The following is a 25,090-nucleotide window of genomic DNA, read 5'->3' as shown; positions in this document are numbered from 1 at the left end:
GTCTTCCTTGCGGTGGTGAAGGCCGCCGCCTTGCCCGGCATCCGGGCGGTCCCGGTCGGCCAGGGCGGCAGCCAGCGCTGACGGCCAGCGCGGTCAGAAATGAGCCGGAGGCGCGACATGCGCACCCACCACTCCTGATAGTACTGCTATAAATCCAATTACGCAATCTCGGGGGATGAGTTTTCCTCGGCCACGGTCTTCCCGAGTTCGGTCCGGAACGGGATTCCGTCGCCCGGCGTCGGGTTGCCCTGCTCGTCGCGGAGCTCCACGAGGAGCAGGCGGGCCAGGGCGTGCGCCGTCGGCCATGCCACCGTCCGTGCCAGCCGGCCGTCGGGACCGACTCCCTCGGTCAGGGCCCGGAGTTGTCCGCCGTTGAGGGCGGCGGCACGGCGTCCCGCCGCGGTGATGATGAACGGGCGCGCCTCGGGGTCGGGGGCCTTTAGGTCCTGCAGTGCGTCGTCGCCCTCGAGCACGTAGCCGTCGGCATCATGGCGGTACACGTACTTGTTCTCGACGAACAGGGCCAGCAGCTTTCTGCCGACGCTGGCCGGCAGATGCCCGTCAGGATGCACGGACGCCTTCCTCAAGTGGGCGAAAGCGGCGGCGGAGAGGGGCTCGGACGTCATCAGAGAATCTCCAGAGGGAAGCGGGAAGTGTTGGAGGAGGTCGAGATGGAGGCGGCGATCGCGGCGCGGGCGGCTTCGGCCGACAGGTTCCGCATCTCGAGCATGACCGTCTCGGCGTCGGCGTTGGCGTCGGCGGTGACGCGGATCGTCGGCACGCAGTGGCTGGTCGGGCGGCGGGTGTGGTTGGGCAGCCGGTCCTTTCCGTCCCAGGCGAGCAGCAGCGCGCGGGGGTGATTGCGAGCAGACGGGTGATTGCGGGTAGGGCCGGTGATGCCGTCGACGGTGGCGATCAGGGCTGCTGCTGCCTGACGGCGCTTCTCCTTGCCGCGGGCCTCGGCAACCTTGGCCATCCACATCTCGTGTGCCGCGCGCAGGGTGGGGAGCAGCCGGCGCTGGATCTCGCCTGCGACCTGCTGGGGCTTGCCGAGCTTGCCGGGGGCCATGCCGATGCAGCCAGTCGTGATGGACGAGGTGCTGACCTCGTCACGGTTGACGTCGTCGGGCGCGTCGGGCAGCCGTCCTTCGGCGATCAGGCGTCCTTCGCGGGTGCCATAGGTGGAGATGTGCAGGGCGACGACCTGGCCGTTGGGGTTGCCGATCAGGGCAACGCCGGGGTCTTCTGCATCGGCTGTCACGGTCAGGACGCCCCAGTCGACGCCGAGGTGGGAGGCGATGAGGGGGGCGGCGTTCTTCAGTCGGGTGGTGTGGTCGGTCATGGAGGTGGTCTCCTGTGTTGTTGACCGGGCGGTCGGCGGAGGGTGAGGCGCGGCAGGTAGCGTCACCTCGACGTAGGGAATTACGCCGCCAGCTCGCCGGGCCTGCCTCAGAACGCAATTACTGAAAGTGGGAGGTGAGGACGCGTTCGGCGAGAACGCGCGGCTCGTCGCCGAACGACAGCAGGGTCTGCCCGTCGATGGTCGAGTCGACAACGGACAGGTCGCTCCCAAGGGTGTGCGCTGTTCGCTCGACGGCTCTGCGCAGCACGGGCTCGTTGGCCAGCAGAAGCCGTCCCGGCCCTCCGGGAGCCGAGGCGAGCGCCGCGAGAGACATGGTGCCGGGGCCCTGGTGGCCGACGGAGCGGGCGTAGTCGAGACAGGCGTAGGTCAGGATGGCCGCAGGGGCGCCGTCGGGGCGGTTGCGCTGCAGGCGGATCTGCCGGCCCCGCACGGACGCCGCGCGGAAGGCGGGGACACCCGGTGCGTCGTCGAAGGTGAGGATGTTCAGCTGCCGGAACGGACTGGACAGGATCTCCTCGATGCTTGCCCGTGGCGCGTCCTCGGTCGCGGGCGGCGCGTACATGGCGAGCAGCGCGGTCAGGTCCCGGTCCACGACGTTGTCGCTGGGGACTCGCCAGCCGCTACGGTCCGCCGCCCGCTGCACGGAGGCCCGCAGCTCCGCACGGCTGAAGAGACTCATCCCCCATCCCGCGAACAGGTGCCAGAACGTGGGGACATGGCAGGGGCGCGCGCTCAGCAGCCACCAGTGCAGCAGCCAGAGTGTCCCCGGCTCCTCAAGCCACGGGTCGGCGCCGTCCTCGTCCAGCAGCCACCGGCCGCGCTCGGTGGCCGCATAGCGGGTGGGGGCGCGGCCGCCGTCCACCGGCTCGATGAGACCGAAGGCCAGCGCCCAGAAGCGCATCGCGGGCACCATCGAGGAACCGACGGCGAACAGCACGGGCGCCTCGGGCCGCGAGAAGGCCTGCGGGTCCTGGCCGACCGCGGCGTGGACCTTGGGCAGCCAGCCCCACTTCGGCGGGTAAGAGCCGTGCCGGGCGAAGCGTGGCAGGCAGGTGTCCAGCGGGCCCTCGCTCATCGTCCGGCCTCCGCCCGTGCAGCAGCCTCGGACCCCCAGCCGGATTTCCACGAGAGGTGAACGACCGTGGGGCGCTCACCGGGTGAGTACACGAAGTGCCACTTCAGCCCTTCTCCGTCCGTCATGCGTCGCCGTCCCGCGCCATTCAACGGGCGGTCGGGCTGTACCTGCATGCCGCGGGCGTGTGCGGCCTCGACCACTTTCCGGCCGGTCGATCGCGTGAACTCCGTGTCGAGCACCTCGCGGGCGAAGCGGCGCAGCACCAGGTTGGTGTAGCGGATGGGCAGTTCGGTCTGCAGTTCTCGGACCCAGCCCTTCTCCTTGCGTCGACTCCGGCTGGGGACCCCAGCCTTGACCTGGGCGTACGTCCTCTCGCCGTGGGGGGTGCTGTAGCTGATGACGCGGGCGGCATCGGCGGACAGCAGGACGGCGAATCGCTCGTCGGCCAGCAGCCGCCAGGTGCCGTTCTCGAAGCGTTGATGCTTGCCGGTGGAGATGAGGTTCTTCAGCAGGCAGCGGATCTCGGTCTCCGCCGTCGACGTGTCGCCGCCGTGCTTTGCGCGGTACTGGTCGATCGCCGAGCGCGTGACCTGGATCTTCGGGTCGTAAGCCTTCTCCGGGGTCAGCGGCAGTGTCTCGGTGGTGAGGGGAAACCACTGGTGGGGGGGACGGGCCGGCTGCGGTGCATCTGTTCGCTCCTGCCGGTGCGGGCGGAGGAAGCCTGCACAGGCGCCGCACCACTCATTGCGCCGGGTCGGCCGGTGGCAGCGGCTGCCGTTGCGCTCGTATCGGGTGCAGTGCCCGCTCCTGGCCAGAGCGGCCAGGGACGGAGGGGTCGGTGGGGTGTGCATGCGAGGGTCCTTGCAGAGGCGAGAAACGGGTCACGGGTGCGGGCGGGGCCACGCCCGCCCGGGCGGATGCCGGGCGGGCGCGGGCGGCTACCCCGCGAGGCGGCAGTCGAGGCCGACTACGAGGTGGTCGGGCGGGAGTTCATCCAGGTAGGTGTTGGCCAGCTCCAGGTAGCGCGTGCTGCCGGTCTCGGCATCGTCGTCGGCGTTCACGAAGGCCGGATTGGTGTGGAGGGTGCCGTCGAGCGTGAGCAGCAAGTCCCCGGGGACGGCGCGCTGCTGGGCGCGTGCGATGAAGCTGTCGCGGTCCAGTGCGACCAGTGCGACCACCTCGGCATCCTTGGGCCGTGAGCGGAGCATGTCGAGTTCTTCCAGGACCTGGATCTGAGGCTGCGCGCGGAACTTGACCTGCGGCAGATAGGGGGCCTGAGGGTGTAGTGCACGGAAGTCGCTGAGGGGGACGGCCGGGGCCATGTCCCTGGTCGCCCTCTTCCACGCGTCGAAGAGGTCGGCCGCCTGACCGGCGCGCCATTCGCGCATCGCGTCGAAGTCGAGGAAGGCCCTGCGTCCGCCGCTGCACCGGAGAGTGCCGTACGCGCGTGGGCTCTGGACGGCGTCGCCGGTCAGCAGCTGCATGTTCGGCTGGATGATGAAATGGGTGTCGTACCGCTCGAAGGCGGTCCAGGTGTAGATGTCGTCGCCGTACGGCTCGATCGCTTCGCCGACGGCCGCCGCCCAGTCCTTCGGGTCGTCGAGGGGCGGAAGGCAGACGAGAGTGTGACGGGTGCTCATGTGATCCTGCGCAGTTGGGTGAGGGGGGACCGGCCAGGCGGGGCGGCTGCTCCGTGGGGCTGCCGGGCGACGCGGGCGTCAGGGGAGCTGGAGGTAGAGGTCGTGACCGGGCGTGAGGCCGCTGGCCAGGTTGGTGAGGGCCCGGAGGAGCTGTTCCGCCTGCCTGGTGAGGCCTTCGGGCACGGTCAGCTTCTCCTGCCGCTCCGGGCCGGTGAGGGGTGCGATGGGCAGATACAGCGAGTCCACGCTGTAGCGGACCGGAAGCGGCTGGGACCGTGTCGGTTCGAAGGCCATGGCGCGGACCACGAGGTGACGGGCAGTGGCCCCGGCCTCCTGGGCCAGCGCGCTGGCGATGACCGGCATCAGCAGCCGGGCAAGCTGTGAGAGGTGCCTCCCGGTGAGCCGCTCGCGGGCCGCGAAATGGATCTCATACAGGGCATCACCGTCGAGCTCCGTGATCTGGTCGAGTATCGCGCGGGTGTCGGTGTTGTTCTGGGTGGTCATCGGCGGGCCTTCCTCGGAGCAAGACGGTCGCGGCAGTGCCAGCGGCGTGGGCCGGAGGCGTGACTTCGCCTCCCGATGCCTGAAACTGTACCGCTATAAATCCAATTAAGCAATGTCTGTAGAGTGTGGGTCGGCTACGAACGCGTCCCGGCGCGCTGTGGCGCCCGCGCGCTCCAGCTGTGCCTGCGCCATACCGCTGTCGCCGGCGAGTGCGTCGGCGCAGGCGATCACGACGTCCGAACCGAGCCGCCACAGGAGGCTGTTGGCTCCGAGCACGGCCACCGTGAGCGGATCGACTTCGGCGGCGACCCAACGGTATTGAGCCGGGTCCCGGCCCGTGTCGTGCAGCAGGCGGGCCTGCGCCCGCCACATGGCGCCCGAGCCGGCCGCTGCCTCGCCGATGACCGTGCCCGGCGGAAGGTCATCGGCGAAGTACTCGACCATGTGATCGGTGACGACGTCGGGCGTGTGGAACGCGCCGCGGCCGCTCTTCTCCCCGCGGTCGCTCAGCTGCTGCAGCAGCCGCCCCAACAGGTCGGTGGCCAGATAGCGCTCGGGGTTCGCGCCGAACTCAAGGACCCCGCTCTTGAACAGGTGGTGGGTCAGCTCGGTGACGGTGTCGGCAGTCTGCTGCGACGGGTCGGCCAGCCACCGCCACAGCAGATGTGCTCGCTCGACGAGATACGGCTGGCTGAGCCACAAGTGTGCCCACATCTGCCGGAGCACGGTCATGAGGCCGGCAGGCTCCAGCGCGGCAATGTCGTGGGCAAGTTCGGGGCTTTCGGCGTCGGCGAGCGGCAGCAGCGCGAGCGCCGCCGTCGTACCCAGGGGAACCTCCAGCGACGAGCCGGAAGGCCACAGCGCCGTGACCGTGCCGATCAGGCGCCGAGCGTGCTCCTGCGGGTCGGGCAGAAACGCCCGCCGGGCATGCGCCGAGGGGAGCCAGGTCAGATCCCGCAGGAGTGCCCGGTCGGGTTGTCCACTGCTCATGGTGCTCCTGTTCACGCGGCGTGGTCGGCGGTGACGGCGTCGAGCATCCGAACCGCTTCCCGGGTGGCCAGGGCGAATGCGGTGGCTTGGCGGATCGTGTCCCGGTGGGCCTGCATCGCGCGCTGGTGAGCGAAGGCCTCGCGGCTCAGGTCGCCCTGGGCCAGCGTGTCGCCCACGACCACGACCGCTCCCGGGCCGAGGTCCCACACGACGGCATTGACTGCCGCCCCGGCGGCGGCGAGCGGGTTGAGCTCCTGCATGACCCACGTACGCTCGTGCGGATTCAGTCCGCGCTCGCGCATGCCCTGGACCGCGGATCGGAACATGCCGCCGGTGCCGGCGGTCGGCTCATTGAACGACTCCCCAGCGCCCTTGACGACGTGGGGACTTTCGGTGGTGCCCATGAGCATGCGCGCCATCAGATCGGTGATCTCGGGCGGGGTGTGGTATTCCCCCAGGCCCTTGCGTGAGCTGTTGTGCCGAAGGTTGGTGATGGTCCACGACATCAGGTCGATGTCGCAGCGGAAGTACGGGTCGCTGTCTCCGGTGTAGTGGAGCACGCCCGCGCGCAGCGCGGCCCGGGTGACGGCCGCGATCCCGCGCAGTTCCTGTTCGCCGAGGTCTTCCTCCGTCCAGCGGAAGATCGGTGCGGCGACGTCCATGAGGTCGGGCCGCAGCATCCAGGTCGCGGCGTACACCTCGGCGTATCCCTTGACCAGGACCCGCGGGGGCTGGGCGGCGATGTAATTGGAGAGAGCGCCTGCATGCATCGCGCCCTCGGACTTGCTGGGCCACAGTGCCAGGGCCGCGACGACGCCCACCGGGATGTCCATGCGGCTGCTGCCGCAACTCCCGTACCAGGCATCGGCGATCGATTCCCCGAGGTCGGCGCCGCTGCGCCGGGTGATGGGGAAGTGGGGCGGGTTGCTGACTCCGGCGTGCCGGGCGCACCCGGGATCGGCACAGTCGGGGCTGTCGGCGGCCGGCGCCTCAGGAACGAGGGCGGGGGCGGGGGTGGGGGCGGGCTGCCGGACGGAGGACAGGGCCTCCGTGAGACGGGCAGCGAAATCAGGCTGGGCCATGAGAGAGCTGACTTTCGTGCTGTGCTGGTGAATTACGTCGGGATCAGAGGGCGCGGCAGGTGTCTGCGGCGACCGCGTTGTCAGCAGGGACCTGCTGTGATCCGTGTCGCGGGGGCGACCGTGGGCCATACGACGGTGCCGGGCGTGACGTGTGCGCGCTCCCGGCTGAAGTGCCGCCGTGCCGCGAGCTCGGCGGCGTCGGCGCGGGACTGCGTGGTCTCGTAGGACGACAGGCCGCCGGCGTAGAGGGCGTTGTAGAGCGCGTCGTAGGCGGCGGCGTTCTCGTCGGGGGAGCGGTAGACCGCGAGGAGAGCCATGCGGTGGCCGTGATCGACGAACGCGATGGTCCATGTGTCGAGGGCTGCCGGCGGGTATCCGGCGGCTCGCGCGTCGTCGAGGGCGTGAGTGAAGGCCGCAGTGTCGACCGATGTGTACTCGTGCCAGGGCAAGGTGCCGTGTCCGAGGGCGAACCGGCCGGCTGCGTCGGGTGAGCAGCGCTCGACGACCCTCGGCGGGCGGCCGCGGTCGAGGATCTCGGCGATCCCGTCGGCGAGCCGGATCCTTGGGGTGTCCGGTGTGACGGTTCGGCCCTCATCGGCGATCTGGCGCATCACCTGAGCCGTGAAGCGGGGCAGGACCATTCCGTCGCGCCGGTGGCCGAGGACCTCGGCGTCGTAGGGCCCGAGCTCGTTGTAGGTGACCGAGGAGGGAAACCACTCGGCCACAGGGCCGGAGGACTGAGGGTTCATGCTGGTAGGTCTCTGTCGCGGAGGATCCGCGGGCCTGGGCGCCGCGGCGTGATGTTCGTAGACGAAGGGCGCGATCCGACGACACGTCGGCCGGAGGCTCTTCCCACGGATCGCTAACAGTACTTACATATTTCCAATTATGCAATCTAACTGGTGTCGCCGATCCAGAGAAGCCGGAACGCGGCCTTGAACTGCTCGTGGCGGGCCGGCGCATCGGGAAGCGCACGCCGTAGCCGGACCCGGAATTCCGGCCCGTGGGACCGGCCGCGCGGACGGGTTGCGTGCACCAGCTCGTGCACCAGGACGTACTCCAGGAGGAGCGGCGGGAGCTGGAAGACGGCCCAGTGCAGCGTCAGCTCGTGGGCGTGCTCCTGATAGATGCCGCCGTGCCGGCGGCCGATGTCCCGAACCGCGAGTTGCGGCAGCGGGCGCCGGGTCCGCAGGCGGGACCAGCGGGCCGGCGCCGCCGTCTCCAGCCAGGCGCGGCCGGCCCGTGCGTACCAGTCGATGATCGGCCGTGCGCCCTGCCGCGTGATGTCGCCGCGGTAGGCCACAAGCAGACCTGCGCCCGTTCCCTGCCGGAGGTGAACCGGGACGGGGGTGTCGACCAGGTAGAGGCGGACAGGAGTGCCCAGCCAGGTGAGCTTGCATCCATCCGCGAGGTGCTTGTCAGGGTGCAGTGGGGCGCGTTCGGCCATGCGCTGGGCGTGGAGTTCGAGGAGCGAGGCGTTCTGCCGGACGAACCGCATGATCTCGCTCGGGGTCGACGTCGGCAGGACGCGGACAACACGTCGGCCGTCCAGTCGTGTCGTGAGCGCGTGCTGCGTTCGCCGGTGCGACATCACAACGTCGAAGGTGCCGGCGTCGAGGGTGCCGTCGGCCTCCAGAGCCGCGGTGATGTCATGGATGAGGGTGTCGGCCTCTGAGCCGTCCGGGGCGGCGGTCGGTGTCACGGAGAAACTTCTTTCGTCAGGGTTGGTGGTGGACGCCGGCGCCCGCCGGCGCGTCCTGCAGTTGCGCACCGGCGGGCAACGCGTACGGCGGCGGCCCTGGCGGGAGTCTTCGACTCCCGCCAGGGCCGTACGGCCGGGTGGTTATCGGGGATTGGGGATCTTGCCCCAGACGTGAACAGGACCCTTGGCGGGCCGTACAGGCATGCCCTTGGGGCCGTTGTGGTGACCGGCGATGATGCGTTCGGCATGGGCACAGCCGTCGGGGTGGGCGCGCGTGTTCAGGCACCGGTTGGGGCTGCGGTAGGGAGCGACCTCCCAGCGGAAGGCCGTACTCGGCGCCCGGCGCGGCTCGCTCGCCTGCTGGTCCTTCTGAACGGCATCCGGCGAGGGCCGGTGGCGGGGCAGCAGCCGGACGACGTTGACGTCACCTTCACTCAGCCCTTCTCGGCGATCGCGCTTGCGCCCGGCCCGGTCGCGGTGGACCACCTCCTTCTCGGTCCACGCGTGCTTGCCCTCCTGGGCCATCAGCTGCCAAGCGGTGTACACGATCTGTGCCCAGGCGCCCGTCGTGCCGAGCGGCGTGCTGGAATCGGGGAAGCGATCGCCCTTGAGCAGCACCGTTTCGTTGTCCCACATGAGCTCCGGCTGCCGACGGTAGAACTCGGCTATGGCGCCCGCCCGTACGGCGCTGTGCTCGTCCAGGGGCAGCAGCGCGTCGGGGTCGAGCGTGTCGTAGATCCGCCCGGCCGTGTAAAACGTCAGCCAGATGCCCTGGCGGCCGGGTTCGATCAGCCTCCTGCCGTGCACCGTGTTGGCGAACCACCGAGCGGCTCCCCCCAAGACCTGATCCGGGCTCCACAGGGACCAGGAGACGCCGACGATCGGAGTCGGCACGCTCATCTCGCAAAGGTGCTCGGGAGCATCCGGTCCGCCGGCCTTGCGGTCGTACGAGCCGATGGGATCGGCGAAGACCATCAGGCCGCTCGGGGAGGGCAGACGGTCCGTGGTGATCTCTTCTGTCGGTGCCGTCCGCCCTGCGGCGACGGCCAGCCCGGTCATGTCCCCGTCGGCGAAGTAGAGGCGGGCGTCACGGAGCCGCTGCGACTCCTGCCCGCACAGGACCAGCGAGGCGGCGGAGTGAGGGTCCGGGGCTCCGGGGAGGTACGGGTACAGGGAGGAACTGCCGCGCCGCAGCGACTCAGCCATGTTCAGCAGCCCGAAGCGCGTGCGCTGGTGCTCCTCCATGGCCTGGCGCAGCTCGGGAAGGCGCTTGGGCTCAGGGGGAGTCCAGGTGTGAACGACGGGAGACGGCAGTGAGCCGAGGGTGTGCATGATGCCTCGTCAGTAGCTTGTGCGTGTGCGAGAAGGCGGGGCGAGTAAGCCGCACCGGCACCTAATAAACTACATCTACAAATCCAATTATGCAATAACTCTGGACTTCTCGCCCCCGGAACGCGCGTATCCGTGAGCTGCCTTGGTGTCCTTGGGATTGCCTAGCACGGTGGCGAGCGCGTACACGAGCCACCGGGGCTGGTGGAGGAGGCTGTCACGGGTGATCCAGTCCCGTGCCGCATCGCATCGCTGCCGCGCTTCGGCGATCTGCAGGGCCAGATCCCGTGCGACGTGTGCGAGCGCGGCCTCGCATAGGGCGTCGACGTCTGCGGCGGCTTGTTCTTTCTGGACGGCGGCGGCGGAGGCTTGTTCGGCTCTCCGCCGCCGGAGGCAGGGGCGTAGGTCGGTGCGGCGACTCAGAACACCGGGATGATCACTCCCTGCGCCTCGTCGCCGAAGGCGGCCGCGTTGACGAGCGTGGGGGCCACCCAGCGGACCTTCTTCCAGATCCGGCCGGGCCCGTGGAGGAACGTGTGCGGATGACCGCGTCGGATGTGAGGCAGGACGGAGCCGCCCAGTGCGACCGCGTGCTCACGAAGTCGCGCGACTTTGCTGTTGAACGCCGCGATGGCTGGCCCCAGCCTCCAGCCCACCTGGTAGACCGTCGCGGGGCGTCCGCCCTTGGCGTTGTGGCGGCCGCGCATCGGGGCGGCCGACGGCGTCGGCATCACATCGGGCCGGTCGCTGCACATATAGAGCATGTGCGAGATGACGAGCACCGCCAGGCGCCGCACGTAGCCGAGGGTGGCTGTGTCCGCCGACCGGGGCCCGCCCTCGGCCAGTTCGGTCAGGCTCACGCTGTCGTCGACCATCTTGCTGACCGTCGTGGTCCCGGTGGCCGCATTGGCGAACAGCAGCACTGAGCCGAGTCGGCCGTGGGCGGGGCGCACCAGAGCGCTCACCAGGTACATGGGGGTGTCGTCCGTGATCTCGGAGGTGCTGCATACGCCGCGCAGAGCCGGGCGGCCGACCACGAGAAAGCCCAGGACTTCGGATGGCGCGCCCTCGCTGTCGGCGACCACGGCCGGTTTCCTGAGCATGAACAGCGGGTCGGGGTGGGGGAGATGCCGCAGAACCTCGCCGGGGAACTCCGTGTCGATCTCCATGTCGACCAGGCTCTCCGACAGATCGGGATCAAGGTCGTAGGCGACTTTCGTCCTGCGCCACTGCCGCACGGCGGCCACCATCTCTGCTCGCCCGATGAACATCTCGTCCCCGAGACCGCCGCGCGGACGCGGCATACGGGAGGTGTCGATGTCCTCGCCGAGTGCCATCGGCACCAGGCCCATCAGTCCGGCCGCGCGCAGCACTTCGCTGTGGGCCGACTCGATCTCTGTCGTGATCCGGTCCGCCAGGGAGGAGGCCGACCGGAAGTCGGTACGCGTGTAGTGCGTCCGTGGAGCCTCGGGGCCGCTGCGGGCGCGCGCCAGGAGCGGGATCAGTTCCGCCTTGGTGTAGTCGCTGGGCGGGGGGAGCAGCCGGGATGAGACGCCGGGGAGGGTGAAGGTCGGCTCAGGGGCCGGGCCGGGAGACGAAAACGTGCCTCGGTCGGGGCATGGGGATGGGGGAGTCACAGGACAACCTCGTCAGGATGGAACGCAAAGGGGGCGCTGGATCACCCAGCGATCCCCTAAAACTACCGTGTTATATCCAATTATGCAATTTGCTAGAAGGTTCCGCCCGCGGTCTTGCGGCTCTCCTGGGTGACGGGCGCGGTCACCTTCGCGATGTCTACGCACGCAGGCGTCTCCTCGCGAATGTCGGGGCCTCCGTTGCGGCGGCCGGTGCCGGCCACCAGGCCGCACTTCCTGTGCTCGGACCCGTTGTCGAGCACCTTGAGGTAGAGGTGAACGCACTCTGCGCAGCGCATCCCGGCCGCGAGCGGGCGCAGCGTCGCCGGATGGATGCCGGCATCCAGGAACTTGCGTATGGAGCCGCGGCCTGTGTGGCCGGGAGCCGGAACCGTGGTCCGGGCCTGAGTGTTCGGGGCCGTGGGTGTGCTGGTCATTTCATTTCCTTGCTTCTGCTGTGCGATGTCGTGAGCGGCCTTCCCTGGCTTTCGCCGCGGCCGCGAAGGTGATGAGTGATGCCGTGGCGGCGACGGCGATGCCGTATGCCGAATACGTGGCCATCCGGGCCAGGGAGTCGATCGCGAAGGCGACGCCGGGAGCCTGCGGCGGCACTATGCCCGTCGCGGCCTGGGCGGTGATGCCGAGACCGGCGGAGGCGGTTGCCGTCAGGGCGAGTCCGGGGATGAAGTGCCGGTGTGGCGCGATACGGCATGACCCGCTGTCGGCCGTGCCCTTCTCAGTGATGGTCACAGGAGCCCAAGGGTGGGGTAGAGGGTGATCGTCCAGAGGTCGACGACGCCGTCGGACCACCTCTCGTCGCGGTGTGCCTCGTCGAGGCGGACGGTCATCTTGGGGCGGAAGCACATCCGGGGGAGGGGGTCGGGATCGAGGACCGTCCCCTGCCAGTTCTGGAGGTAGTCGATCACGCGGTCCCCTGCCCGGACCTGGGCGATCAGCGCGAAATGGAGACTGCTCTGGGCCTTGGGGTACCGCGTGACGCGATTGCGCAATGCGCGGTAGCGGTTCGTCTCGGCTGGAGGGGTATAGCCCCGCAAGACGGCTATCTCAAGGCGGCCGACTTCGTAGGCCTGCTGGGAGTAGTCGGCGAAGGCTGCCTTCTCGCCGTCGCGGGCGAGCAGATCGAGGGGCTCGTCCCAGATCGGGCATGTGTCCGGGTCCGGGACGGCAGCGGTGAGGATCGCCACCTGGACGGCGTCGACCTCGTAGACGCGGCGCACCACGCCCTGGCGGCCTGCCAGGTCCGTCACCGTTTGGCCCAGCCAGTCGGACTCGGTGAGGGGGACGGGGTCGGGAACGGAGTCGTTGTTCACGAGTTACTCCTCGGAGGAGGCGGCGGAGGGTGCCGGGGCCTGCCGATCGACGACCCGATGCCGCTCCAGGTGAGTTTCCTCGAGGCGGGACGGAGGTCGGCGGTGACGGTACGTCACTCGGCGCGGGAACGACTTCGGTGCGCGTGGGCTTCGCTGTAGCCGCTGCGCGCCGCCGTTGCGGAGCTTCCGCAAAGACTACGCGAATAAAACCAATTATGCAATATAGATACTGCTCGATGAACTTGCGGCCGAACTCCCTCTTCATGAACGAGTTCGAGGTGAGCTGGGCTACATGGCCGCCGGGGACCGCAAGCGAGAACATCAACTCGTAAAACGGCAGCGCCAGAGGGAACTTGCCAGCCGCGACCCGCGGGTACGCCTTGCGGATCAGATCACGCTGCCGCGCATCGGCAACCACGATGTAGGGCGGATTGCTGACGACCGCGTGGTAGCGGCCGCGCTCGAGAAGTGGTTCCTCACGATCCAGCAGAGAGTTCGCGCAGGCGACCTGGACCTGCCACGCGCGCGGCAGCTGATCGATGCGGACTTTCAGAATGGAGGCGCTCGTGGCCAGCAGTCGGTACCGGGCGAGCAGCACCGCGTAGGCGTCCAGGTCGACGCCATGAACGGATTGAAGGGCACGCTCGATCGACGCCTCACTGCCGAGGGGCGCCCCGTACGCGCGGCCACGGCGGCGGTAGACGCGGGCGGAGTGGAAGGCACCCAGAAGGATGTGACCGGTACCGCAGGCAGGAACGATCATTCGGACGTCGTGCGGTCCGATCTCGTCGGTGGCCGGCTCCAGTGAGAGCTTCAGAAGGAGTTCCGCGATCCACGGCGGCGTCTGGCACAGGGCTCTCGACCTGCGCGCGTCGGCCGACAGCGCCTGGTAGGCGTCACCGAGGCGGTAGCCGTCGACGCGGTGCGGCCCGTCGTCCACTACCTCTCCGCCGCCCCAGAAGTCCGAAAGGACTGTCCATGCGGCCGGCGTGAGGGGCGCCGTCCAGAACGGGACCACCTGCGGGTCGAGGAAGCCGGCCAGGCCGGGGTGGGCGGACGCCAGCTCCGTGATCACCCGGCGTACGGCGTCCGGCGAGCCAGGCGGCTCGGTTGCGGGCACCAGGGCATTGCGGACGCGGTGGTGGGCCACGGCGGTCACGTGGGCCCATGACGCCGCCGCAGGGGTGTCGATATCGGTGGCCAGGTTTTGGATAAGGCGCTCGTGGGCGCGGGCAGAGAGCAGGGGCGCGTTCATGGAGATCGTTGTCCAGCAGTCGATGTGACGTGTTGTCAGAGGAATACGTCGAGGATGAATTCGCCCAGCCACACCAGGACGAGGACGGTCACGCCAAGCTCGTTGCGAGCTGGGGGTCGTCGGTGAGGCCCTGGTGATGAACGCGACGACCGCGCCCAGGGCAAGGCCGAGCAGAAACGATGTGAAAGGCGCAGGCGGTCGGGGTTCGGCCCGGTGGCCCGAAGATGACGCGGGGCCCCGGCGTCACCGTGAGACGAGGAGCGCCCCGTCGGACTGGGAGATGGTCATGCCTTCGCTGCGAAGGAGCGTGGAGCACAGGGACCGTAGCCCACCGGCCGACCATGGCTCAGCGTGTCCGAGGCCGGTTTCCGAAGCCAGGTCCGGGGACCACCACGCGACGGTGACGGCCTCGCGCCGTGACTCGACCAGGACTCCACTCCCCTCGCACGACCGCCGGTCGGCGAGTCGTACATGGGGAGCCAGGATCGCCAGCACCTCTCGTCCGAGGTTTTCGTGGCTCTGGCCGGGGGGCCCGGAGCGTACCAGTGCACCGAGCGGCCGGTAGACGGTGTGGTCGTGAGGGTGATGGACGATCACGACGGCGCGTCCGGGGCCTGCCAGGCTCCGGCTGTGTCCGACAGCCACGCAGAGCTTGCGTACGTCCCGCCCACGGATGGGAGGTGCGCCGCGGTGGGCAGAGCGAGGGCTGGGGTCCGCCGCGTAGTGACCATCCCGGATGAGGGTGAGCGCATGCGTGACGTCGCTCATGCGCTGGGAGATCTCGCCGGCCCCCGGGTCGCCGCTGGCGGCGTAGCGCCACAGCGTGGCGACCGCCCGTGCGGCCGGTGCCAAGTCGGCTTCGTCCATCGTGGGTTGCGCCGAGCTGTTCCTGATGAGCCAGTCGATGACCTCTCCCGCGTACGGCGCGGAAAACGGGGCGCCTTTGAGGAGTTCCAGGAACTCCAGTGCTTCGGGTTCGGGCAGGCGAGGTTCCGTCTGCATCGCGGATCTCCTCGGAGGTTGGGGCCAAGGCGGTGCGGCGGGCTTCCCTGATGTTCCGGGGAGCCCGGCGGCGCGACCTTGACGGTGGCCAATGGGGAGCGGGCTGCCTTCCGCCCACCCACATGCCTGAGAGTACAGCAATATATCCAATTAAGCAATGTTCAGCAGAATTGTTGGGGGCTCCCGTAGTCGCCTTCAGCGGGACACGGAATTGCGGCAAATCTTTGAGAAGAGCGCGTTTGTTATCCCTGTGGAGGCTTTCCATCCGCCTCCGATGCCCCTCGTGAGAGGCGTCGGCGGATCTCCGAGTAGATCGTCTCCCGATACCACATAGGCTCGAATACCTCAGGGCGCTTCCGGTCCTTTGGAACGCGGTCTGGGGCCGCAATCTGTTCGCGCAGCAGATACGCCTGCATTGTGCGCCGCTGTGCAGGTTTTCCGCTGAGCGCGTTGCCGCGGATGACGCCGTATTCGCTGATGCCCAGCAGGTCCTTGGGATGCCCTTCGGGGAGGGGCTTCACGAACTGGGGTTCACTGCCGGTGTAGGCCGTCCACACCCGGGTCCTGTTCGCACGCACCCACGCGTCCACCGCCGCCTTGTCCCAGCGACCCTTCGACACGGGAGGAGGGAAGGCGGTCGCCACGACTTTGCCCTTGGCGTCGCGCCGCTCCTTGGCCTTGGTCCACACATCCACGGCCTGATAGCTCATGTTGAATCGCTTGGCCATCTCGGAGCGGCTCTCGGTGGCCGGCGCGGGACGGGCAGCAGCCGCCGGCTTGGCCGCCTTTGCGCCAGGAACCCTGGCGGCTGAGACCGTCTCCGACTTGGGCGGCCAGTACTGCGGCCGCATTGCCTGCACCCAGGAGTCGACACGGTCGACGTCCCGCAGTCCGTCGTCGTCTGCGGCCGGAAAGTTGATCAGCTTGATCCAGGCGGCGGTCTCCTTCGGTGATGCGCCGTACCGGGCACTGATTCCCGTGTCGTCGATGCGGCGACTTGTCATGGACGGTCCTTGAGGAGAGGGCTGATGGTCGTCGAACTTACTGGTCGTCGTCCTGCGGGCCGCTGTCGGTCGCGGCCTTCGCTGCAGAGCTGCGGCGGCCGAGCGGCCGGAGCAGGTACGGCAGAGCGGTCTTAGGCGTCCACATCGGCTCGTCGACCGCAGGCGTCTTGCCGTCGTTCGGGAGCCGATCGGGCCGCGCCAGTACGCCGCGTGAGATGTACGCCCTGAGAGTGGACTCAGCCGTGGGCTTCTCGCGGCCCTGCTCGCGCGCGTCGAGTTCGGCGATCACCTTGAGGGTGAGGGGGCCCGGATTCTTCTTGAGGTACCGCTCCAGGAACTCGCTCGGCTTGCGGAGCTCGTGTGCGGCCGGCGTAGCGGGAGCCGCCTTCCCTCGCGACGCCTGCCGCGGTGTGGCGAGAAAAGGCAGGGCGGCCTCCGGGGTCCACATCGGCTCGTCGACCTCGGGCTCCTTGCCATCGCCCGGAAGGCGGTCGGGCCGTGCCAGCTTGCCCTGCGAGATGTAGACACGCAGGGTCGACAGCGCCGTGGCCTTCGGCCGACCCTGTTCCCGGCCGTCCAGCTCGGCGATCTTTTCGAGAGTGAGCAGGCCCGGGTTCTCCTCGAAATACTGCTTCAAGGACTCGCTCGGCTGCACGTCAGCGGACTCGTCCTCGGCGGCCTTCGCCGGGCTGCGCCTGCTCGCGGGTCGGCAGAGGTACGGCAGGGCAGTCTCGGGCTCCCACATCCGTTCCTCGACCGCGGGCTCCTTGCCGTCGCCCGGAACACGGTCGGGGCGCGCCAGCTTGCCCTGCGAGATGTAGATCTTGAGAGTGGTGAGCGCGGTCGGCTTACGCCCGTGCTCCTGGCCGTCGAGTTCGGCAATCTTTTCAAGGGTGAGCAGGCCAGGGTTCTCCGCGAAGTACCGCTGCAGGAACTCGCTCGGCTCCCGCTGTTCGTCGCCACCGCTCTTCCGCCGGACGTTGCGCCGACGGGTGATGTAGGCGTAGGCCGTCTCCCGGAACCACATGTCCTCCTTCACTTCCGGCTTGCCCCCATCACCGGGGCGCCGATCGGGCCGGGCGAGGTCGCCCTTGGAGATGTAGGTGCGCAGGGTCGCGATCGGCGTGGCCTCGCGGGAGAGGAAGCGGCCCTCAAGCTGTCCGATCAGCTTGAGCGGCAGGAGGTCCTTCGCATCGCCGGCAGGCAGCGCGGTGGCCTTCTGCTTCTGCTTGGGGTGAGCCGCGACCCAGGCCTCCGGCTTGTGCTCCAGGACCCACTCGTCGACGGCTGTCTCGTCGTACAGCTGGGTCTTGCCCCAGCCCTTGTCGAGGAAGCCGGGAAACGTCGGCTCGAGCGACCAGGAGGCCGCGGTCGAACCGCCCACCTTGTATCGCTTAGCGATCTTCTCGAGAGTGGTCTGCTTGATCTTTGAGTTTGCGGGAATCATCGTCTGCTCCAGGGCCTGCGTGGCCTGATCGTCTCCTGCCGGCGGAGTGACGTGCCGGCGAGTGATGCTGTTGTACGTGGCCAGCGGCCCCTTCCCACGATTCCGCCGGTAGGCCGAAGTGACGCAGGGAGAGACCAGGGTCACAACGTACAGCGATACATACAATTAAGCAATTCACGGGCGGGTCGGGGTTGACCCGTCCATGGGACGGCGTACGAGCGGGCCCGGGAGCATGTGCTCCGGGGCCCGCTCCAGGTGTCGCGCCGACGCGGTGCGGTCCTGTGCCGGCGCGTGCGGTCGTGTGAAGTGGAAGGTTAGGAAGCGAGGTCAAGGGCGGCTTCGGCGGCGCGCTGCCGCTTCTCCGCGAGCTTCTTGTCCAGCGCTCGCTGCAAGCCGGAAAAGGTCTCGCTGCCCTGCCGTTTGAGCAGCATCGGGATCCGGTTGGCTGGGATTCCGACCATGTGCGAGTCGCTCAGCACGGACAGAAGGTCTGACTCCGTCTGATCGGTATAACCCGCTTCCTCTAGCTCCACGACACTGGGAAATACGTCGGCGTGGCGATCGGTTTCCAGATCGAGCAGCTTGTCCTCCTTTCCACCCAGGCTGTAACACCACAGAAAATTCTTTGGCGGATTCGGCTCGACCAGCCGCCGGAATCTGGATACGGACTTCGTGTAGCAGTAAAACCAGGTGTCCTCAGGTGCATTCCGCATGATTCGCAGCCACGCCTCAAGATATTCGTCGGAGAAAAAATCACCGGAATCGTGCAGCCTGATCCATTTTCCCCGGTACCGCTTGTGGCGGAGCTCCTCCGACATCTGGGCTTCCCAGTCGGCGAGAGCGTGCTTCACCATCCACATGTTGCGCTCGTGCGCCGCCAGCACGACCGGCCACCGGTAAGTGCCGACCCGGGCGTAGCACAGCTTCGCGCAAGCCCCGGCCTCCGGGCAGGCGTTATATGTCGTGCCGTCCTGAAAACGACCTCCCCACGCCGGCAGCGGCCAATTGAAGATCCCTTCGGCTCGCAGCTGCCGGTTCTGGGTCAGGAGCCACCGGCGCGGCTTCGGCGCCGTGGGGCGGGAATCGTCGGTCGTTGTGTCAGTGCTCATGTCGTGCTTTCCGTCTGGTCACAATCCCCGGCATCGGCCGGGCAGTTGGCGTGGGGCGCCGCACAGGCGTGCACCCCGAACTTGGTGATGCCGCCCGGCGTCATCAGCGCCAGGTACGCGAGACCGAGGTCCAGTTGGGTGCCGGCCTCGGCGGTGTGCTTCGTCTTCTGGAACTGGGAGGGCATCGCCGCGGCTGCCAATGGCGGTGGCCGCTTTCGCCCGGAGCGGATCCAAGGCGTGGGCCGGCATGCGGCACACCTCGAGCATGGCGATCGGTAGCGCGAACAGCAGGTGCTCGGTGAGCCCGTCGTGGAAGACCTGCTCCTTCTCGGTGAGCCGGCGGGGAGCCGGCACCGTGACGACGGTGATGTGTTGTTCGGCCTGCGGGAACGGGGAGGACGAGCGGGTCATCGGTACTGCTTCTATCTGGTTCAGTGCGCGGTGCACGGGTCGCCGGACACCGCGGGTCGGGTTGCTGTTCGTGGGTCTGGCTACTCGCGCGAGAGCGGACAGCCGCCGCGGTGGGCGGGTGACGTGCGGTAGAGCGGGGATTCAGCGAGGTTCGGCGCGTTGCTGAGCCAGTCGCCGTAATCGGCCAGACTGCCGATACGCACCGTGGGCACGGGCGCCGCGCACTGCGGGCACGGAGCGATGACGCTCAGGATGAAGCAACGGTCGCTGTCGTACGCTGCGAGGAACTCGCGGGGGTCCGATCCTTCCGAAACCCGTAGCCGAACGGCCTGGCCAATGGAGCCTTCACCCAGGTGGTGGAGATCGTCCGTCCTGCTGATGACCGCGACCCACTGTCTCAACCCGAGCACCTGGCGCAGCATGCTCCTCGCGCGCTCGGCGGTTGCGAAGGTGGCGTATAGAGACGGCCCGCTGCCGACATGGCCTGCTTGACCACTTGTCGACCGCTGACTGGCAGCGCGGATCGCTGCTTGGTCGAGCCGAGCGAGGCTGCACGTGCTCATGATGAACTGCAAGGTCAACTCCGTTTGGGAAGAGGTTAGTTGAGGGAGCGGGCCCGGACGGCCAGGGGGAGGCGCGCCCGGGCCCGGAGCCTCCGCCGTGCTGGGAGGGGAGGCGGAGGCTGAGCCGCACGAGGCGGCTCCTTCACGGTGGTACGCGGGGCGACGGGCGAAAACGATCCGCCGCAACACCTCGACTCTACAGCAGTAAATCCATTTAAGCAATCACGCGCACTGGGTGGCGTAGTCGAGGGTGGGAGTCGACAAGCCCTCCGGCTTGGGCGCTATCGATTCAGGCCCCGCTTGAGTCAGCGGGACTTCGGGTTAAGGAGTGGACGGCAGGTCCGGGACTCCAAGGCGGGGTGTGAGCGCGAGGCGCTCACCTCGCCGACCTGCGCCCTCGCCGGTAACCCCTCGCGTTCCGGGTTCACGCACTCATCGCCGGAGGCGCCTCATTCGGCCCCGTCTATTGCATAATTGGATTTATTGAAGTAGGGTTAGTGATCTGCTGGGGTGCTCAGCCTCCAAGCGGCAGTCACCTACAGACGGCAAGGGAACCCATGAGTGAACAGCACAAGATCGCCGCGGTCTTCGGCACGGTCACGATCCGACGCGCTTCGACAGAGGAGATCACCGAGCACAGGCTGCGCTTCTGGCCGTGGCGCACGACGTACGCACTGAGCGGCCGCGGTGTCGAAGGGCACGTGAATATCGATCCGCTGTTCGCTGACACGAAGTGCGCGGATCTGTTTCTGCCCACCGAGACCGTGCGGGAACTCGTGCCCTCCCGATTCGCCGTCCACGTCGGGCGGTACGGCTCCAAGCAGACGATCAACGGTTCCCCTGTCAGAACGGACGGCGTCCTGACCATCGATGGGGTGGAGACGCTGTGCACCGGGTTGGAACTTGACCGGGGCGGGGACGCACGCGAGTTCACGGTCCAGCGAAGGACAGGGCCTTGGACGCACGCCGAGGCATCAGCCCTCGTAGCAGCGAAGACGCAGCACGTCATTCGCGCGGTGATCCAGGTGCATGAGGCGGATGAGGCGCTCGTGGGCCGGATGGACCGCCTGTACGCGCGTGGCGCGAAGTGGCGCCGGAAGGGAGCACTCCAGGACCTACGCCAGATAGAGGAGCTGTCAACGACGCTCCAGCAGCGGGCCGAGCGATTGCGGTCGTACCTGGCTGAATCCGACGCCATGGCACACTCGGTCGACGCGGATTCTGATGCCAGGAAGGCGTGATGAGCACGGGCTTCAGCTCCACCGTGACGGGATAGTCGGGCAGGCTCAGCGGCGCGGCCGCCGCTCCAGCCCCGCCCTGTCCAACACACCCGCCGCGCGACCCGTAGCAGCCCCAACACCCGGGCTGCCAGGGCGGCCCCGCTTCGGGATGCAGGTGGGCGAGGCCGTCCCGTCCGCTGCACTCGGAGCCGCCTGCAATCAACCATCTGTGCAGCAGGCGCGACAACCGAAGGAAGTGCTGGTGAGTTACCTCCGAGGCTGCGACTCGTGCGGACAGGACTCTGCTGGCGAGCTCCGGGTGCGGTGCCGCCGTTGTGAGGGCTTTGTGCACCGCCGCTGTCGTGGCCTCACCGGCGTCTGTTACGGCTGCCGATGGCTCCAGGCCCGTGCAGGCGGCATCGCCGGCGACATGCTGCCGCCTCAGGCCGCCGGACCGGCCCCGTTCGCGGCCAATCTGCCCGCCACCGTCGCCCAGGGCCTGGCGCTACCGACTGTCGCCAGTCCGGAGAACCGCGAGGGGCGCAGCGACAACGAGGTCCGCGTCCTTACGGCGGCGGTGTTCGCCGGATGGCGCATCGAGAAGCGCGAGGAGTACGGCACGATCCTGCTGAAGAAGCGAGGCCGAGGCTACCTCCGGCTGACCTTCTCGATCTTCGGCCGAATCCTTCATGCTGCGACGCAGCGCCAATACCTCGACCCGACCGCCGCCCGCATCACCGCATATCTGGAGGAGAGGTGAGCAGGGCCCGCAAGAATTCGCCTGCGTCCGGCGCATACTGCTGCGTGCCCGCACCCATCAGCTCATCATGGGCGAGCTGATCGTCCGGCCTCACTCTGTCCTCGGCACCGACGCCCTGCGCGGCCAGGGCCTGGGCGGCATCGTGGCGCAGGGCGGTCACGATCTCGTCCACCATCTCGACTGCTGAGAAACGCCAGCAGAAGTGAGAGTTGACAGCGTGTCTGACCTGCGCGTTGTGACTTTGAGAGCCTTCGAAACAGTCGAAAGCCGGGCGCCGAAGAGGTGAACGGTCGAGCCTGCCGGCATGCCCACGAGCCTGCGGACCTCCGAGCGGCACTGTCTCCGCGCGGTGAGCTTGAGGTCCCTCTCCCGGGGCTCACAACCTCAAGTGCACTCTCGTGTCGGGCAGCACACTACGAGTGTAGTTGCATAATTGGAAATTATGCTGTAGAGTTGAGTTATCAACGCCGGAGAAGGTCACCGGCGAGCAGTACAGAAGGGTGGCGAACGAGTTGTTCACCACTGAGCAGAAGCCCGTCTTCGTCTATGGCACGCTCCGTGCCGGACAGGGCAACTACCTGGGCATCCTCCAGGGGACCACGGTTCAGGAGCGCCCGGCGACTCTGAACGACTACACGCTCTTCGGTGCGGGTGTCCCCTTCGCCGTCAAGCGAGAGGGCCGCATCGTCGTCGGTGAGGTCATGGACGTGGACGCCGAGCTGTGGGCCACGGTGCTCCGTCGCCTGGACCGGCTCGAAGGCTATCGGGGTGAGGGGCGCGAGAACATGTACGACCGCAAGGTTCGTACTGTCACTCTCGCCGATGGCAGCACGGTTGAGGCGTACGTCTACCTCGCGGGCGAGTCGTCCCGCCGCTGGTTCACCGACGCTGACGAGATCCCCGGCGGGGACTTCGTCAAGGCGGAATCCCGGAACTACCGGTAGTCCGCAACGCCACCGTACGAACCCCTGTCCGGGGCGGCGGATGGCACAACCCATCTTGAAACACCCGTCAGGCCGCGCGCGGCGCGGCCTGACGGCTTGAGCAGTACACCTCGGACCCTTCTGGGTGCCCGAGGCGAAGTAAGGAACAACCATGTGCGGTCTGTTCGGGGTTATCCGCAACCAGACCTGTGACCCCACTCGCGCGACCATCATGTGCGTTGCCCTCGGCCAGCTGGCCGAGGAGAGGGGTAAGGACTCGGCAGGGCTGGCATTCGCCACCTCCGCGACCAAGAAGCTGGACCGGCGCCCGGTCACCAACCGTCGCGACGTGACGGCGGGCGGCTGGCGGATCATCAAGGGACCGGGCCGGTTCCGCGACGTGTGGAAGCCCGCCTACAACAGCGCGCTCGACGCGGCTCCGGTCGCTCTCGGGCACACACGCTGGGCGACCCAGGGCGGGACGACCCTGGTCAATTCCAGCCCGTTGCAGGTGGGTCAGCTCATCGGCACGCACAACGGAGACGTGGACACCTGGCCGCTCCGGTCGGACTTCGGTCTCCCGCGTCCGACCGGGGGTACCGACACCGAGGTCCTGTACCAGGCTCTCGACCAGGCGGGCGGGGTCATTCTGCCCACCCTCGACGTCCTGGAGTCCACCGTGGGCCGGGCTGCGCTGGTGTGGACCGACCGGCGCTGGCCGCAGCTGGTCATGTTGGCGCGCACGGCGGTGAGCCCGCTCTCTGTCGCTGTCGACACGGACGGAAACCTCTATTGGGCGTCCAACCCCGGGTGGTTCGACAAGGCCGCCCGTGGGGCGGACGTCTCCATCACGGAAGTCCTGATGGTTCCGGAGGGAACGCTGATGATGGTGGACTACTCCTCGGGGGCTCCGGTCCCGATCGACCAGCGGAAGTTCACCGCGACGGCCCGTGCCAAGGACGACCGTCTGGCGCACATCGTCGCCTACCGGGGCTTCAGCCTGGATGACCAGCTGGCCGACGAGGAGGTGTGTGGCCACCGGACGCTCCGGGAGCCCCAGCGGTCGCGGTCCGTGCCGCCGACGCTCTGGCTCTCGCCCAAGTAAGGCCACCGACCCGGGAAAGGGGCTGGGGAACCGCAACATTGCGGTGCCCCAGCCCCTTTCCCGTTGGGCACTCAGTACTGACCGTTGTGCCAGCGGGTGCCGGCGAACAGCGCGGTGACCTGCGCCCGGTTCTCCTCCCGGCTGAAGATCCGGTCCACGAGGCTGCGGAACGACCGCGTGGTGTTGGACCAGGCCTCCCCAGTCAGTCGCCCGCGGTGCCCGGCCGAGGCTTGACGGTGGTGCCCGACACGTTGCCGCGGCGGCGGCTCAGTGGTCCCGGCTTCCCGCAGGGCGGCGTTCGTCAGGCCAAGCGACACGTTGACCTGAGCCTGGATGGTCCCAGGATCCAGCGAGCCGTCCCACATCCGGAACTCGGCGTGGTCGCTGTCCCGACCGTGGACGGACTGGAAGTTCAGTCCGATGTGGTGGTCGTTGTTGTACCGCTGGACGGCTGAGACCGAGGTGTAGGGGCTCGACGGCTGGTGGTTGGGAGCGCACCATTCCAGTCCACGGTGGCGGTCGCTGGCCGGGTTCTGGGCGATCCGGTAGAGGACGTCCTCGTACCCAGCCACGGTATTGATCAGCTGGTTGTGGTTTTCGACGGTATGGTCGTAGTCCGGGACGGCGACGTGGACGTGGCCACCGGTGCGGGCGTTGGCGATGCCTCCGTTACGGCGGACGATCTCGCACACCTTGGCCAGGTTGTTCCACGTCTGCGGCTCGTCGTAGAGAATCGGCGAGACGATCTCACCGGCGACGGTGCTGTCGCTCTCCAGGCGCCAAGCGTTGGGATTGTCGGTGTATCCCTCGCGCGCGGATTGGTGCCATCGGTGCATGTGCGGGTCGGGCGCGATGCCGGCTTCATGCAGTTCACGGGCGATCCGCTGATTGGCAGCCTGCTGCTCGGAGTAGGACATCGACGACGGGTAGTCGTACTCGATCTCGACACCGAAGGCGCGCCCGCCTTCGCGCGCGCCTAGGCCGCCAGTGGCGTTCTCCGTCAGGTAGGGCACCAGCGGTTCGCCCGCCGCCCTGCGCTCGCGGGCCTGGTCGTACGCCTCCTGAAAGGCGTCCATGTCCGTCAAGTAGGAGCGCACCGCTGGCTGGGCCGCCCGCTCGGCACGGGCCTGATCCTGGGCAGCGATCGAGGCGGCATGTTCGGCCGCCACCTCGTCCAGGACCTCCTGAGCGGCGGCCCGGTCGATCGCCGAGCGGCCGCTTGCGCCGAATTGCTCCTGCACCAGGTTGGCCACCGCGGCCTGGTGGGAGCAGGTGCCGTCCTCGTCACCGGCGTGCATGTCGCCGCCAGTGCACCGCAGGCTCTCCGGGCTCACCTGGATCTGGCCGTCCGGGCCGCGGGTGACCCGAACGTCGCCCTCGATGAAGTGGCGCCCGTCCTCGTCGGAAACGCTGGCACCGAGGTTGACCAGGGCGTCTTGCTCGTCGGTCACCTGTCCTTGGATGGTGTCCGGGTGGCGCGGCAAAAACAGCAGGTGGTCGTCGCCGCTGACCACGTAGTTCTGCAGAATCGGCTCGTCGACTGGACTGGTGTCAACGAAGCGCACCTCAGCGCGCTCCGGCCGCTCCTCAATGGTCAGCGGCGGAGCCTCAGCGACGAGCGTGTCCGTGCCCCGCGTCGGC

General features: G+C 68.3%; 26 protein-coding genes and 1 pseudogene. 4 read left to right on the top strand and 23 right to left on the bottom strand.

Annotated features, from left to right (window positions below; genetic code table 11):
- Window positions 1–158: 158 nt before the first annotated feature.
- The 22 genes and pseudogenes from ACFYO5_RS34580 to ACFYO5_RS34475 all read right to left on the bottom strand — a co-directional run bounded on the left by ACFYO5_RS34580 (window position 159) and on the right by ACFYO5_RS34475 (window position 19,453).
- Window positions 159–572: a hypothetical protein gene (locus ACFYO5_RS34580; RefSeq protein WP_388716677.1), complete on the bottom strand. Its 414-nt coding sequence runs from the start codon at window positions 570–572 to the stop codon at window positions 159–161.
- 53 nt (window positions 573–625) lie between these two features.
- Entirely contained in the window at window positions 626–1,342 is a 717-nt protein-coding gene (locus tag ACFYO5_RS34575) for a hypothetical protein (protein ID WP_388716674.1), read from the bottom strand.
- Window positions 1,343–1,460: 118 nt separating this feature from the next.
- Window positions 1,461–2,438, bottom strand: coding sequence for a DUF4007 family protein (locus ACFYO5_RS34570; RefSeq protein ID WP_388716671.1), 978 nt, complete (start codon window positions 2,436–2,438; stop codon window positions 1,461–1,463).
- Window positions 2,435–3,289, bottom strand: coding sequence for a hypothetical protein (locus tag ACFYO5_RS34565; RefSeq protein ID WP_388716669.1), 855 nt, complete (start codon window positions 3,287–3,289; stop codon window positions 2,435–2,437). Before ACFYO5_RS34565 ends, ACFYO5_RS34570 begins: the two co-directional genes overlap by 4 nt.
- A gap of 87 nt (window positions 3,290–3,376) precedes the next feature.
- Entirely contained in the window at window positions 3,377–4,078 is a 702-nt protein-coding gene (locus tag ACFYO5_RS34560; RefSeq protein ID WP_388716666.1) for a hypothetical protein, read from the bottom strand.
- A gap of 78 nt (window positions 4,079–4,156) precedes the next feature.
- Entirely contained in the window at window positions 4,157–4,582 is a 426-nt protein-coding gene (locus ACFYO5_RS34555; protein WP_388716663.1) for a hypothetical protein, read from the bottom strand.
- A gap of 105 nt (window positions 4,583–4,687) precedes the next feature.
- Complete coding sequence (locus tag ACFYO5_RS34550; RefSeq protein WP_388716660.1) at window positions 4,688–5,587, bottom strand: N-6 DNA methylase; 900 nt, start codon at window positions 5,585–5,587, stop codon at window positions 4,688–4,690.
- Complete coding sequence (locus ACFYO5_RS34545) at window positions 5,584–6,654, bottom strand: N-6 DNA methylase (protein WP_388716657.1); 1,071 nt, start codon at window positions 6,652–6,654, stop codon at window positions 5,584–5,586. The genes ACFYO5_RS34550 and ACFYO5_RS34545 overlap by 4 nt, the downstream gene beginning before the upstream one ends.
- An 80-nt stretch (window positions 6,655–6,734) precedes the next feature.
- Window positions 6,735–7,403 carry a hypothetical protein gene (locus ACFYO5_RS34540; protein WP_388716655.1) on the bottom strand — a complete coding sequence of 223 codons (669 nt, stop codon included), beginning with the start codon at window positions 7,401–7,403 and terminating at the stop codon, window positions 6,735–6,737.
- 146 nt (window positions 7,404–7,549) lie between these two features.
- Complete coding sequence (locus ACFYO5_RS34535) at window positions 7,550–8,356, bottom strand: YgjP-like metallopeptidase domain-containing protein (protein WP_388716652.1); 807 nt, start codon at window positions 8,354–8,356, stop codon at window positions 7,550–7,552.
- A gap of 141 nt (window positions 8,357–8,497) precedes the next feature.
- Window positions 8,498–9,688, bottom strand: a complete 1,191-nt coding sequence (locus ACFYO5_RS34530) for a hypothetical protein (RefSeq protein WP_388716649.1) — start codon at window positions 9,686–9,688, stop codon at window positions 8,498–8,500.
- 416 nt (window positions 9,689–10,104) lie between these two features.
- Window positions 10,105–11,322: a hypothetical protein gene (locus tag ACFYO5_RS34525; RefSeq protein ID WP_388716646.1), complete on the bottom strand. Its 1,218-nt coding sequence runs from the start codon at window positions 11,320–11,322 to the stop codon at window positions 10,105–10,107.
- 92 nt (window positions 11,323–11,414) lie between these two features.
- Window positions 11,415–11,756: a hypothetical protein gene (locus tag ACFYO5_RS34520; protein ID WP_388716644.1), complete on the bottom strand. Its 342-nt coding sequence runs from the start codon at window positions 11,754–11,756 to the stop codon at window positions 11,415–11,417.
- Window position 11,757: 1 nt separating this feature from the next.
- Window positions 11,758–12,069 (bottom strand): hypothetical protein, encoded by a 312-nt coding sequence (locus ACFYO5_RS34515; protein WP_388716641.1) that lies wholly within the window; start codon window positions 12,067–12,069, stop codon window positions 11,758–11,760.
- Window positions 12,066–12,650 (bottom strand): hypothetical protein, encoded by a 585-nt coding sequence (locus ACFYO5_RS34510; RefSeq protein WP_388717186.1) that lies wholly within the window; start codon window positions 12,648–12,650, stop codon window positions 12,066–12,068. Before ACFYO5_RS34510 ends, ACFYO5_RS34515 begins: the two co-directional genes overlap by 4 nt.
- A 298-nt stretch (window positions 12,651–12,948) precedes the next feature.
- A pseudogene (locus tag ACFYO5_RS34505) lies at window positions 12,949–13,413 on the bottom strand (Eco57I restriction-modification methylase domain-containing protein); the annotation flags it as partial.
- 735 nt (window positions 13,414–14,148) lie between these two features.
- Complete coding sequence (locus ACFYO5_RS34500; protein WP_388716639.1) at window positions 14,149–14,907, bottom strand: hypothetical protein; 759 nt, start codon at window positions 14,905–14,907, stop codon at window positions 14,149–14,151.
- 242 nt (window positions 14,908–15,149) lie between these two features.
- Complete coding sequence (locus ACFYO5_RS34495; RefSeq protein WP_388716636.1) at window positions 15,150–15,911, bottom strand: hypothetical protein; 762 nt, start codon at window positions 15,909–15,911, stop codon at window positions 15,150–15,152.
- 37 nt (window positions 15,912–15,948) lie between these two features.
- Window positions 15,949–17,358, bottom strand: coding sequence for a hypothetical protein (locus ACFYO5_RS34490; protein WP_388716633.1), 1,410 nt, complete (start codon window positions 17,356–17,358; stop codon window positions 15,949–15,951).
- Between the two features lie 314 nt (window positions 17,359–17,672).
- Window positions 17,673–18,467, bottom strand: coding sequence for a hypothetical protein (locus ACFYO5_RS34485; RefSeq protein ID WP_388716630.1), 795 nt, complete (start codon window positions 18,465–18,467; stop codon window positions 17,673–17,675).
- Window positions 18,464–18,652 carry a hypothetical protein gene (locus ACFYO5_RS34480; protein ID WP_388716627.1) on the bottom strand — a complete coding sequence of 63 codons (189 nt, stop codon included), beginning with the start codon at window positions 18,650–18,652 and terminating at the stop codon, window positions 18,464–18,466. The genes ACFYO5_RS34485 and ACFYO5_RS34480 overlap by 4 nt, the downstream gene beginning before the upstream one ends.
- Before the next feature lie 306 nt (window positions 18,653–18,958).
- The gene (locus ACFYO5_RS34475; protein ID WP_388716624.1) at window positions 18,959–19,453 is read right to left on the bottom strand and encodes a hypothetical protein; all 495 of its coding nucleotides are present in this window, start codon (window positions 19,451–19,453) and stop codon (window positions 18,959–18,961) included.
- 545 nt (window positions 19,454–19,998) lie between these two features.
- On the opposite strand from ACFYO5_RS34475, the gene ACFYO5_RS34470 reads away from it, so the two are divergent.
- The 4 genes from ACFYO5_RS34470 (at window position 19,999) to ACFYO5_RS34455 (ending at window position 23,449) form a co-directional block, all read left to right on the top strand.
- Entirely contained in the window at window positions 19,999–20,682 is a 684-nt protein-coding gene (locus ACFYO5_RS34470; protein WP_388716621.1) for a hypothetical protein, read from the top strand.
- A gap of 409 nt (window positions 20,683–21,091) precedes the next feature.
- Window positions 21,092–21,421, top strand: a complete 330-nt coding sequence (locus ACFYO5_RS34465; RefSeq protein ID WP_388716618.1) for a hypothetical protein — start codon at window positions 21,092–21,094, stop codon at window positions 21,419–21,421.
- A 500-nt stretch (window positions 21,422–21,921) separates the two neighbouring features.
- The gene (locus tag ACFYO5_RS34460; protein ID WP_388716615.1) at window positions 21,922–22,365 is read left to right on the top strand and encodes a gamma-glutamylcyclotransferase family protein; all 444 of its coding nucleotides are present in this window, start codon (window positions 21,922–21,924) and stop codon (window positions 22,363–22,365) included.
- Window positions 22,366–22,516: 151 nt separating this feature from the next.
- Complete coding sequence (locus ACFYO5_RS34455; protein ID WP_388716613.1) at window positions 22,517–23,449, top strand: hypothetical protein; 933 nt, start codon at window positions 22,517–22,519, stop codon at window positions 23,447–23,449.
- A gap of 71 nt (window positions 23,450–23,520) precedes the next feature.
- Here the strand turns inward: ACFYO5_RS34455 and ACFYO5_RS34450 are convergent, their stop codons facing one another.
- The gene (locus ACFYO5_RS34450; protein WP_388716610.1) at window positions 23,521–25,014 is read right to left on the bottom strand and encodes an amidoligase family protein; all 1,494 of its coding nucleotides are present in this window, start codon (window positions 25,012–25,014) and stop codon (window positions 23,521–23,523) included.
- Between the last annotated feature and the right edge of the window lie 76 nt (window positions 25,015–25,090).

Origin of the sequence: Streptomyces sp. NPDC006259, assembly GCF_042870975.1 — a bacterium.
In the GTDB taxonomy this organism is placed as follows: domain Bacteria; phylum Actinomycetota; class Actinomycetes; order Streptomycetales; family Streptomycetaceae; genus Streptomyces.
Note: the sequence above shows the minus strand (reverse complement) of the source record. Positions and strands in the feature narration are given on the sequence as shown.